Origin of the sequence: Corallococcus sp. CA047B (assembly GCF_003612065.1) — a bacterium.
GTDB classification, from domain to species: Bacteria; Myxococcota; Myxococcia; order Myxococcales; family Myxococcaceae; genus Corallococcus; species Corallococcus praedator.
Map to the genome: position 1 here is coordinate 1 of NZ_RAWD01000316.1, position 10895 is coordinate 10895.

At 69.8% G+C, this 10895-nt stretch carries 10 protein-coding genes; 8 read left to right on the forward strand and 2 right to left on the reverse strand.

Features of this window, described 5'->3' with window-relative positions; genetic code table 11:
• The first annotated feature begins 4 nt into the window (after window positions 1–4).
• Genes D7X74_RS33660 through D7X74_RS33670 form a run of 3 tightly spaced genes read left to right on the forward strand, consistent with a single transcriptional unit; the run spans window position 5 to window position 2958 of the window.
• Window positions 5–1213 (forward strand): aminotransferase class I/II-fold pyridoxal phosphate-dependent enzyme, encoded by a 1209-nt coding sequence (locus D7X74_RS33660; protein WP_120537101.1) that lies wholly within the window; start codon window positions 5–7, stop codon window positions 1211–1213.
• A 6-nt stretch (window positions 1214–1219) separates the two neighbouring features.
• Entirely contained in the window at window positions 1220–1948 is a 729-nt protein-coding gene (locus D7X74_RS33665) for a class I SAM-dependent methyltransferase (RefSeq protein WP_120537102.1), read from the forward strand.
• Window positions 1949–1983: 35 nt separating this feature from the next.
• Window positions 1984–2958, forward strand: coding sequence for a hydroxymethylglutaryl-CoA lyase (locus D7X74_RS33670; RefSeq protein WP_120537103.1), 975 nt, complete (start codon window positions 1984–1986; stop codon window positions 2956–2958).
• A 22-nt stretch (window positions 2959–2980) separates the two neighbouring features.
• Here the strand turns inward: D7X74_RS33670 and D7X74_RS33675 are convergent, their stop codons facing one another.
• Complete coding sequence (locus D7X74_RS33675) at window positions 2981–4936, reverse strand: TIM44-like domain-containing protein (protein ID WP_120537104.1); 1956 nt, start codon at window positions 4934–4936, stop codon at window positions 2981–2983.
• Between the two features lie 104 nt (window positions 4937–5040).
• Here D7X74_RS33675 and D7X74_RS33680 point away from each other — a divergent pair, with 104 nt between their 5' ends.
• A complete protein-coding gene (locus tag D7X74_RS33680) occupies window positions 5041–5817 on the forward strand; it encodes an enoyl-CoA hydratase-related protein (protein WP_120537105.1) in 777 nt (258 codons plus the stop codon).
• A 132-nt stretch (window positions 5818–5949) separates the two neighbouring features.
• On the opposite strand, the gene D7X74_RS33685 is transcribed toward D7X74_RS33680, so the two are convergent.
• Window positions 5950–6330, reverse strand: coding sequence for a YtxH domain-containing protein (locus D7X74_RS33685; RefSeq protein ID WP_120537106.1), 381 nt, complete (start codon window positions 6328–6330; stop codon window positions 5950–5952).
• A gap of 215 nt (window positions 6331–6545) precedes the next feature.
• Between D7X74_RS33685 and D7X74_RS33690 the strand changes: the two genes are divergently transcribed.
• The 4 genes from D7X74_RS33690 to rnc form a co-directional block, all read left to right on the forward strand.
• A complete protein-coding gene (locus tag D7X74_RS33690; RefSeq protein WP_120537107.1) occupies window positions 6546–8075 on the forward strand; it encodes an acyl-CoA carboxylase subunit beta in 1530 nt (509 codons plus the stop codon).
• A gap of 35 nt (window positions 8076–8110) precedes the next feature.
• On the forward strand, window positions 8111–9256 hold the full coding sequence (locus D7X74_RS33695) for an acyl-CoA dehydrogenase family protein (RefSeq protein ID WP_120537108.1): 1146 nt from the start codon (window positions 8111–8113) through the stop codon (window positions 9254–9256).
• Window positions 9256–10119 (forward strand): hypothetical protein, encoded by an 864-nt coding sequence (locus tag D7X74_RS33700; RefSeq protein WP_199732822.1) that lies wholly within the window; start codon window positions 9256–9258, stop codon window positions 10117–10119. Before D7X74_RS33695 ends, D7X74_RS33700 begins: the two co-directional genes overlap by 1 nt.
• Window positions 10120–10135: 16 nt before the next feature.
• Window positions 10136–10895 (forward strand): ribonuclease III (rnc, locus tag D7X74_RS33705; RefSeq protein WP_233602373.1); only part of this gene is annotated, 760 nt, incomplete at its 3' end.

Below are 10895 nucleotides of genomic sequence, written 5' to 3' on the forward strand. Positions count from 1 at the left end.
CCCCATGTCCCCCCGGCCCATCCTTTCGCAGCGCGTCTCCCGCTTCGGCACCACCGTCTTCTCCGAGTTCAGCGCGCTGGCGCTGAAGCACCAGGCCGTGAACCTGGGGCAGGGCTTCCCCGACTTCGACGGGCCGGACGACGTCAAGCTGGCCGCCTGGGAGGCCATCCAGGACGGCATCAACCAGTACGCCCCGGGCGTGGGCGCGAAGGGGCTGCGCGACGCCATCGCGGAGCACTCGGAGCGCTTCTACGGCCATAAGGTGGATCCGGACACGATGGTGTCCGTCACCAGCGGCGCGACGGAGGCCATCCTCGACGTCCTCCTGGGGCTGGTGGATCCGGGCGACGAGGTGGTGGTCTTCGAGCCCTTCTACGACTCCTACGACGCGGGCATCGCCTTCGTGGGCGCCACGCCGCGCTACGTGCCCCTGCGCCCGCCGGACGCGGAGCACACGGCGTGGTGGTTCGACCGGGACGAGGTGAAGGCGGCCTTCAGCCCGCGCACGCGGCTGCTCATCCTCAACTCGCCCCACAACCCCACGGGCAAGGTCTTCACCCGCGAGGAGCTGGAGTTCCTGGGCAACCTCTGCGCCGAGCACGACACCAAGGTCCTGTCGGATGAGGTCTACGAGCACATCGTCTTCGCCCCCGCGCGCCACATCCGGGCCGCCACGGTGCCGGTGCTCGCGGAGCGCACGGTGACGGTGAGCAGCGCGGGCAAGTCCTTCAGCCTCACCGGGTGGAAGATCGGCTGGATCATCGCGCCGCCCGCGCTGCGGGATGCCGTGCAGCGCGCGCACCAGTTCGTCACCTTCGCCACCGCGTCCCCGTTCCAGGTCGCCATGGCCGTGGCGCTGCGGATGTCCGACGAGTACTTCCAGGAGCTGACGGCGCTCTACACGCAGAAGCGTGAGCGGCTGCTCACGGGCCTGCGCTCGGCGGGCCTCACCGCGTACTCGCCCGAAGGCAGCTACTTCATCCTCGCGGACATCGCGGGCTACGGCTTCGAGGACGACGTGGCCTTCTGCCGTCACCTGGTGACGCAGGTGGGCGTGGCCAGCATCCCCCCCAGCGTCTTCTACGGTCCGGAGCACCGGCACCTGGGCCAGCGCTTCGCGCGCTTCGCCTTCTGCAAGACGGAAGGGGTGCTCGACGAGGCCGTGCGCCGGCTGCGCGCGAAGCTGCCGACGCTTGCCGCGCCGAAGCGCTGAGCTTCCGTGTCCGACGACTTCTTCGGGGAGCTGTACCTGCGCAGCACGCTGCCGTTCCTCTCCGAGGAGGTGACGGCCCGGGAAGCGGAGTACCTGTCCCGGGCGTTCGCGAAGGTGGACGGGCCGGTGGTGGACCTGGGCTGTGGCCACGGCCGGCACGCGGCGCGGCTCAATGCGCAAGGGCCCCTGGCCGGGCGGGTGGTGGGCCTGGAGCGGGATCCCCTGTCCTTGCGCCTGCGCCGTCCCGGCTTCCCGGTGGTGCGGGGGGACCTGCGAGCGCTGCCCTTCCAGGCCGGGTCGCTGGGGGGCGCCTACGCCTGGTATTCGACACTCTTCGCCTTCACGGACGCGGAGCACGTCCAGGTGCTGCGCGAGGTGGCGCGGGTGCTGCGGCCCGGGGGATTGCTCGTCTTCCAGACGGTGCCGTACGAGCGGCTGGCGCAATCCCCGGGCGCGGCGTTCCACCAGCGGTTACCGGATGGGAGTCTCCTGGAGGAGGAGAGCCGCTTCGACGCGACGCGTGGAAGGGATGTGGGGCAGCGTCAATTGACGCTGCCGGAGGGACGCGTGCTGCGAGCGGCGTACGCCATTCGTTACTATCCTCTTGCGGAACTCAGGGGGCTGTTGGAAAGCACGGGCTTTTCGATGGCGTGGGTGCACGGAGGCCTGGATGCCTGGCCGATGACACCCGACTCGACCGACCTCATCGTGGGAGCAGGGCTCCGGCAGGGCTGAAGCAAGCCCGCGTACCGCGCCCAGGACACGTCCAAGTGGATCCGAAAGAACCAGCGCGAACGCGGGTCGGCCTGTTGGGGCATCTGCCCCGGAAGGTCGACGTGTATGAGGTCGGTCCCCGCGACGGCCTCCAGAATGAACTCAGGACGCTGCCCACCCGGGACAAGGCGCGGCTGATCAACGCCCTGGTCGCGGCGGGGGAGAAGCGCATCGAGGTGACGTCGTTCGTGTCACCCAAGTGGATTCCCCAGCTCGCGGACGCGGAGGAGCTGTTCAAGCAGGTGGGCCGCCGTCCGGGTGTCGTCTTCTCCGCGTTGGTGCCCAACCTCAAGGGCCTGGAGCGCGCGCAGGCGGCGGGCCTGGAGGAGGCCGCGGTGTTCATCTCCGCGTCGGAGGCCCACTCCAAGAAGAACATCAACAAGACCATCGCGGAGGCCCTGGCCGGCGCGAAGGAGGTCACCGCCGCCGCCCGCAAGGCCGGCATGCGCGTGCGCGGCTACCTGTCCACCGTGTGGGGCTGCCCCTACGAGGGCCACGTCCCGGTGGAGCGCGTGGTGGACATCTGCCGCCAGCTCGTGGACGCGGGCATCTACCAGCTCAGCCTGGGCGACACGATTGGCGTGGGCACGCCCCGGCAGACAGAGGACATCCTGGGCGCGCTGTTGCAGCACATGCCGGTGGACACCCTGGCGCTGCACCTGCACGACACGCGCGGCACCGCGCTCGCGAACGCGCTCGTCGGCCTGTCCGCGGGCGTCACCACGTTCGATGCGAGCATCGGTGGCCTGGGCGGCTGCCCCTACGCCCCCGGGGCCGCGGGCAACCTGGCCACCGAGGACGCGGTGTTCATGATGCACGGCATGGGCGTGGACACCGGCATCGACCTGGACAAGCTGGTGGAGGCCGGGGAGATCGCCCAGGAGCTGATTGGCCGGAAGCTGGCGGGCAAGTACCTGCAGGCCGCGCTGGGCGAACGGGAGAAGAAGTCCTCCCGCCGCGCGCAGACCTGATTCAACGGGGGACCTGCGCTTCCTAGTGGTCCCCCAGCAGCGCCGGCAGCCGTGACTCCAGGCCCAGGTGCTGGGCGGCGATCTCCAGCATCTTGCGCTCCTTGCGGTCGATGCGGCCGTCCACCAGCGCCATCTCCACGATGTGGCGCAGGAACACCTCCGCCTCCGGGCTGCCGCGTGGCACCAGCCGCTCGAAGAGCTGCGGTCCGGCGTTGAGCGCCATCTCCACGTTGGCCCAGGACACGCTCCAGCGCTCCGCGCACAGCTTGAGCAGGCGGCGCTCGGCGTTGGAGACGTCCCCGTCGGCGGCGGCGATGGAGGCCATCATGTAGAGCAGCCGCTCGCGCTCCTTCTGGTCCGTCATCACCCGGTCGCCGTCGGTGGGGGCCACCACGGCGCCGCGCGTCTCCTCGCGCGCCTGCTGGCGGCGGACGGACGCGGCCGAGTGGCGCTGATCCTGCCGGACGTTCCAGGACTCGAAGGGGAGGGCGGACGCGAGCACCCAGTCCCGCTCGCCGTTGCCCAGCACCGTGCCGCAGAACTCGCAGGTGTTGGCGCCACTGGTGGTGAGGGGCGCGTTGCACTGCGGGCAGCGGTCCGTGGACATGCCGGTGTCGGTGTTCGTCTTCGCGCCATGGCGGCGCACCAGCGTGAACACCCAGCGCTGGGGCACGGTGGGAAGGCTGGGGGGCCGCTCGTTCACGGGCCCGATGCCCATGCGCGCGCTCCAGCGGATCTCCACCTGCGCCTCGTCGAAGGACTCCGGGTGCACCTCCAGCGCGCGCACGTCCACCGCGCCCACCGCGCACTCCAGGAACACGCGCCGGCGGCCGCGCTTGCCCAGCTCCTCCAGCTCCGAGGACAGCCGGGTGATGACCTCCGCGTTGGCGACCTTGGACAGCCGCTGCGTCTCGTTGCGGCTCTGCGCGTCGATCCACTTCCAGAACAGCAGCGACGCGCGGTCCTCCAGCATCTCCAGGTTCAGCGCCGGGTCGTCCGCGCGGGCCTGCATCAGGCCGTCCACCTGCTTGTGGTGGCGCACGTGCTCCACGCCCTGGGTGATCTCCGCGAGCGTCCAGTCGTAGTTGCCGGAGTTCACCACCGCGTTGCAGAACTCACAGGTGTTGGACGCGCCGCCCTTGTACGGGGCGCCGCAGTTGGGGCACTTGCCCTGGAACAGATCCTCCCCGATGCGCGTCTGCGCGCCGGGCTTGCGCACGAAGGTCCACACCTCCGTGAAGGACTCCGCCGCCACCTTCTTCGCGGCGGCCATGGCCTGCGCGTCCGTCTGGTCCGCGGGCACGTCCGTGTCGCGGATGCTGGCGCGCACGCGCACGTGGATGGAGTCGTACCAGGCCGTCTGGTGCAGCCCGATGAGCTGCACGTCCTGCACCTGCATGTCCGCCAGCGCGTCGCGCACGCCCTGGGCCTTCATGAGCTGGAGCTGCACGTTGAAGCGCTGCCACGTCGCGTCCGACAGGAAGGGGCGCACGGGCGTCATGTCGCGGCGGAACCACGACTTCTGCAGTTCCAGGAAGAGCCAGCGCACCTTGTCCAGCGTGGGCTGGAGTTCGAACGACGGGTCCTTGAGCTTCAGCGCGTTGGTCCAGCCCTGCACGTCGCGGCCGGACACCTCCGTGCGCGCCTCCGCCTCGCGTTGATCCAACGCGCGCTGCGTGGTGGCGGTGGGGTGCAGGTTGCGCTTGTAGAGCCAGTACAGCGCGCCGCCGATGAGCAGCAGGGGCAGGGTGACCTTCGGGTACAGGAAGATCATCCGAACCAGGTCGAAGAGGAGCCAGAGGGGCAGGCCATCGCCTCCGCCGCCGCCGCTGCTCCTGTCCCTTCCGGAGGTGTAGTGCTCGCCCCCGCCGCCGCGCGCCAGCGCCACCAGGGGCAGGGCCAGCACGAGCAGGGCGAGGACGGTGCTCGGTCCAGGCGACCATTGCCATGGGCGTTTCGTCGGAGGGCACGAAGGCATGGGCGAAATCCTATCCGTTTACGGCTTGCCAGACTGGAGAACCCGTCACAGGCTGCGCGCCATTCACGCGGGCCGCCCGATGCGGCCCGACACGGGGAGCGAAGATGCCGGAGTTCAAGGTCGACGCCCGCGGCGCCATCGAGATCTGGACCATCGACGGGGAGAGCCGCCGCAACGCCATCAGCCGCGCGATGCTCCAGGAGCTGGGCCAGCTCGTGGCCCGTGTCTCCGCCAACCGCGACGTGCGCGCGGTCATCATCACCGGCGCGGGCGACAAGGCCTTCTGCGCGGGCGCGGACCTCAAGGAGCGCGCCGGCATGGCGGAGCCGGAGGTGCGCGCCTTCCTGGACGGCCTGCGCAGCACCTTCCGCTCGGTTGAAAAGAGCGACTGCGTCTTCATCGCCGCCATCAACGGCGCGGCCTTCGGCGGCGGCACGGAGCTGGCGCTGGCGTGCGACCTGCGCGTCGCCTCGCCGGCCACGGAGCTGGGACTTACCGAGGTGAAGCTGGGCATCATCCCCGGCGGCGGCGGCACCCAGCGGCTGGCACGGCTCATTGGCCCGGGGCGCGCGAAGGACCTCATCCTCACCGCCCGGCGCGTCAACGCGGCGGAGGCCTTCAGCATCGGCCTGGTCAACCGGCTGGCCCCGGAAGGGCACCTGCTCCAGGTCGCCTTCCAGCTCGCGGAGGCCGTGGTGGAGAACGCGCCCGTGGCGGTGGCCACGGCGAAGCACGCCATCGACGAGGGCACGGGCCTGGAGCTGGATGATGCGCTCGCGCTGGAGCTCAAGAAGTACGAAGAGGTGCTCAAGACGGAGGACCGGCTGGAAGGGCTCCGCGCCTTCGCGGAGAAGCGTCCTCCTGTCTATAAAGGCCGCTGAGCCCCGCGAAAGCGACAGGGGCGGCAAGCCCGCGGTCGCCCGCGAACTTCCGCCCCTGACACTGCTTCGTGCAGCGGCCCGGCGCGGGGTGACGGGTGCCTCACCCGTCACGACGGCGGTCCGCTTGGGTGCTTAAGCGCTCGCGGTCTTCTCCCCGCCGATGTTCACGCCCTGCTTGTTGATGTAGCCCATCGCCTTGTCCTTGACGGTGGTGCGCAGCTCGGTGCCCGGACGCGGCGCCAGCAGCAGCGCCACGATGCTGCCCGCGGCGGCGCCCAGCAGGAACGCGCCAATGCCGCCCAGGCCCGAGCTCACCGGCTTGTACGTCGTCAATCCCACATACCGCAGCGCGTCGTCGGCATCGAAGTTGTCCCAGGACTTCCGGGCCTTCTTCGAGGCGAGGTCGGCGTACTCGGGAACCTGGTCGAGCAGCTGGTGCGCCAGGAACTGGCGGTAGATCTTGCTCTTGGCCAGAGCCTTCGCCTGCCACGTCTTCTTCTTCACTCCGAACATGGGTCCCTCCTGGGCCGGTATGAATCACGGGGTGGGGTGGCCCGCCTGGGTGCACCCCCCTCGTGCAACATCAAGGTAGGCAGGGAAGCCCCAGGTGCCAGCCCCCGGTGTGCTTCACCGTGGCCCCTCGCGTCGTCCGCTGGACGGCACGTCCGGCGGGACCCATGGCAAGAAGGCAGCCAGGCCAGGGGGGTTTTTGGTATGTGGCCCGGGCCATGTCCTACGACCAGAAGCTGCTCGAGACGATCGCCCAGGTGGAGAAGGGTGGTGCGCCGAAGTACCACGCGAAGAACGCCGAGGCCGGCAAGCTCTTCGCCCGTGAGCGCATCCGCCTGCTGGTGGACGCGGACTCTTTCGTGGAGGACGGCAAGCTCGCCAACAACCTGGACGCGGACCTGCCCTCCGACGGTGTCATCACGGGCCTTGGGCGCATCGCGGGCCGCACCGTGGCCATCATGGCCAACGACTCCACGGTGAAGGCCGGCAGCTGGGGCGCCCGCACGGTGGAGAAGATCCTCCGCATCCAGGAGACGGCGAAGGCGTCGCGCTGTCCGCTCCTGTACCTGGTGGACTCCGCGGGGGCGCGCATCACCGACCAGGTGGACATGTTCCCTGGCCGCCGGGGCGCGGGCCGCATCTTCTACAACGAGGTGCACCTGTCGGGCGTGGTGCCGCAGATCTGCCTGCTCTTCGGTCCGTCCGCCGCCGGTGGCGCGTACATTCCCGCGTTCTGCGACCTGGTCATCATGGTGGACGGCAACGCGTCCATGTACCTGGGCAGCCCGCGCATGGCGGAGATGGTCATTGGCGAGAAGGTCACGCTGGAGGAGATGGGCGGCGCGAAGATGCACTGCTCCGTGTCCGGCGTGGGCGACGTGCTGGTGAAGACGGAGCAGGAGGCCATCGCCGCGGCGAAGCAGTACCTGGCGTTCTTCCCGGAGAACTTCACGAAGCCGGCGCCGCGCGCGGAGCTCAAGGCCCCGAAGCACAGCGGCAAGCGCGTGGATGAGATCATCCCGCCGGATCAGAACAAGCCCTTCGACATGCACGCCCTCATCACGGAGCTCATCGACGAGGGCAGCTGGTTCGAGGTGAAGAAGCTCTTCGCGCAGGAGATCATCACGGGCCTCGCGCGCATCGGCGGTCAGCCGGTGGGCATCGTGGCGAACCAGCCCAAGTACAAGGGCGGCGTGCTGTTCGTGGACAGCGCGGACAAGGCGGCCCGGTTCATCTGGCTGTGTGACGCGTTCAACATCCCGCTGCTGTACCTGGCGGACGTGCCGGGGTTCATGATCGGCACCAAGGTGGAGCGGGCGGGCATCATCCGCGCGGGCGCGAAGATGATCTCCGCGGTGTCGGAGGCCAGCGTGCCGCGCATCTGCGTGGTGGTGCGCAAGGCGTACGGCGCGGGCCTCTACGCCATGAGCGGCCCCGGCTTCGCCCCGGAGGCCACCCTGGCGCTGCCCCAGGCGATGATCGCCGTGATGGGCCCGGAGGCGGCGGTGAACGCCGTCTACTTCAACAAGATTCAAGAGCTGCCGGAGGCCGAGCGACCGGCCTTCGTCCAGAAGCTGCGCGACGAGTACAAGCAGGACGTGGACATCTACAAGCTGGCCAGCGAGCTCATCATCGACGCGGTGATTCCGGGGGATTCCCTGCGCGGCGAGCTGTTGCAGCGGTATGCGCTGTACGCGGAGCGCTTCCAGCCCCGTGCGGAAAAGAAGCACGGTGTGTATCCCGTTTGAGTCGTCCCCACCTGAGCTAGATTCCCCGCCCGACCATGGACTTCGAACTTCCCGACAGCCACCGCGCCCTCCAGGCCTCCCTCCGTGAATTCTGCGAACGCCGCGTGAAGCCGTACGCGCGCGAGTGGGACAAGGACGAGAAGTTCCCCATGGAGGTCGTGAAGGAGCTGGGCCAGCTGGGCGTGCTGGGCATGCTCGTCTCCGAGGAGTACGGCGGGGCGGCCATGGACTCGCTCGCCGTGGCGGTGGCCGTGGAGGAGATCGCCCGCTACGACGGCTCGCTCGCCCTCACGGTGGCCAGCCACAACGGCCTGGGCACCAGCCACGTGCGCGTCTTTGGCAACAAGGCGCAGCACCAGCGCTACCTGCCGAAGCTGGCCACCGGCGAGTGGCTGGGCGCGTGGGGCCTCACCGAGCCGGGATCCGGCTCTGACGCGTCCGGCATGCGCACCACCGCCGTCCGCAAGGGCGACAAGTGGGTGCTCAACGGCGCCAAGATGTTCATCACCCAGGGCACGGTGGGTGACGTGTTCGTGGTGCTCGCGCTCACGTCGCCGGAGAAGCGCCAGAAGGGCATCACCGCCTTCGTGCTGGAGAAGGGCGTGCCGGGCTTCAGCCAGCGCGCCATCCACGGGAAGCTGGGCATGCGCTCCTCGGACACGGCGGAGCTCATCCTGGAGAACGTGGAGCTGGGCGACGACGCCATCGTCGGCGAGGTGGACCGGGGCTTCATCGACACGCTGAAGATCCTCGACAAGGGCCGCATCACCATCGGCGCGCTGTCGGTGGGCCTCTTGCGCGGGGCGCTGGAGGAGTCGGTCGCGTACTCGAAGGACCGCTCCGCGTTCGGCCAGCCCATCAGCGAGTTCCAGGGCCTGCGCTGGATGATGGCGGACATGAAGACGGAGCTGGAGGCGGCGCGCCTGTTGGTGCACCGCGCGGCGCGCCTCGCGGACGCGGGTCAGCCGTACTCCGAGGAGGCCTCCATGGCGAAGCTGTTCGCCTCCGAGGCGGCCATGCGCGGCTGCAACAAGGCCGTGCAGATCCACGGCGGCTACGGCTACACGCGCGAGTTCCCCGTGGAGCGCTACCTGCGCGACGCCAAGCTCTGTGAGATTGGCGAGGGCACGAGCGAGATCCAGCGCACCATCATCGCCCGCGAAACGTTCAAAGGGGCCTGATGGACACCGCTCGGTTACGGGAGCTGGGACTCCAGGTGCGGGAGGAGCCCTCCGGCATCGAGGTGATGCTGGACCTGGAGGCCGCGTCCCTGGTGAACCCCATCACCAAGGACTTCATCACCGAGGTGACCTTCCAGGTGGTGGGGGACCGGCTCATCCCCATCGCCCCCGCGGCGGTGGTGGGCATGACGCCCATCCTGCTGTCCGCCATTGACGCGGCGGAGGAGATGCAGGCGCTGCTGCTGGACACCTTCAGCGACCACGTCTTCCACCTGCAGCGCCGCTCGGAGGAATTGCAGCTGCTGGGCCTGCCCGCGGACGTGGATCCGCAGTCGCTGGAGCTGTCCACGACGGTGAAGGAGGGCCACCTCGCGGTGAAGCTTGTGTCGGACCGCCAGGGCAACTTCCGCGTCGCCCAGGCCCTGCGTGGCGGTGAGGACCTGCCCACCGCGGCAGGTCACATCCTCGAGCTTTCGGAGTTCCGCGAGCGCGGGGCGCTGACGGGCTACCTGGCGGCGCTCTTCGGCGAGCCCACCCTGACGCGGACGCCGGTGACGGCGGGCGCGGGGCCGGTGCGCTTCGTGGAGATCGTGGAGAAGTTCGGCGCCCAGGCCCTGGTGCCGCCGCGCAGCAGCCTGGAGCTGCTGGCCCAGTTCCAGGTGGAGGGCAGGGCCTACCGCTTCGCCGCCGCGCGCATCGCCGGGCGCACCTTCCGGGGGATGCTGGCGGGCACGCAGGGCAAGGTGTGGGCGGGCCGCTTCGAACTGGATGAATTCCCGGGCGTGGTGCGGATGGTCGCGGACCTGTTGAAGGTCGCTCCCGAGGCCGTGCGCCTCGTGGGCCCGGACGCCCCCCAGGAGTGAGACGCCCGTGGAGAAGATGACCCTGGTGGAACGGGTGCAGGCGCTGGAAGGCCGCCTGGGCGTGACGTTCCTCAAGCGCGACCTCGCGCTGGAGGCACTCACGCACAAGACGTACGCCAACGAGAACCGCGACCAGAACCTCAAGGACAACCAGCGCCTGGAGTTCCTGGGCGACGCCGTCGTGGACCTGGCCGTGAGCCACCGGCTCATGGACCGCTGCCCGGGCATGCCCGAAGGCGAGCTCACCAAGATGCGCGCCCGCATCGTCCACGAGGAGGGCCTGGCGCGCGTGGCGCGGAGCCTGCGCCTGGGCGAATTGCTGCTCCTGGGCCGGGGCGAGTCCCAGTCGGGCGGGCGGGACAAGAACTCCATCCTCGCGGACGCGCTGGAAGCGGTGCTGGGCGCCGTCTACCTGAACGGCGGCCTGGAGCCGGCGCTGGCGCTGGTGGACCGGTGCTTCGGGGAGCCGCTGGACGAGGTGGCCTCCGGCGCGGGCCGCCTGGACTACAAGACGCTCCTCCAGGAGATGTCCCACGAGAAGCTCAAGCTGTCGCCGCGCTACCGGGTGGTGGCCGAGTCCGGCCCGGAGCACTCCAAAGTGTTCGAGGTGGAGGTGTGCATCGGGGAGGTCGTGTACGCCCGCGCCACGGGCCGCAACAAGAAGGAGGCCGAGCAGGCAGCCGCGCGCACCACCCTGGAGCGCCTGAAGACGGCCCCCGCGTCAGCCCCGGACACCGGGACAGACGGGACGCCCCCGGCGGTGGTGGCCCCGGAAC

Coding starts and splice junctions, on each gene's coding strand:
- D7X74_RS33660 (WP_120537101.1), top strand. CDS start 5: ATGTCCCCCCGGCCCATCCTTTCGCAGCGCGTCTCCCGCTTCGGCACC.
- D7X74_RS33680 (WP_120537105.1), top strand. CDS start 5,041: ATGCCGGAGTTCAAGGTCGACGCCCGCGGCGCCATCGAGATCTGGACC.
- D7X74_RS33675 (WP_120537104.1), bottom strand. CDS start 4,936: ATGCCTTCGTGCCCTCCGACGAAACGCCCATGGCAATGGTCGCCTGGA.
- D7X74_RS33690 (WP_120537107.1), top strand. CDS start 6,546: ATGTCCTACGACCAGAAGCTGCTCGAGACGATCGCCCAGGTGGAGAAG.
- D7X74_RS33695 (WP_120537108.1), top strand. CDS start 8,111: ATGGACTTCGAACTTCCCGACAGCCACCGCGCCCTCCAGGCCTCCCTC.
- D7X74_RS33700 (WP_199732822.1), top strand. CDS start 9,256: ATGGACACCGCTCGGTTACGGGAGCTGGGACTCCAGGTGCGGGAGGAG.
- D7X74_RS33685 (WP_120537106.1), bottom strand. CDS start 6,330: ATGTTCGGAGTGAAGAAGAAGACGTGGCAGGCGAAGGCTCTGGCCAAG.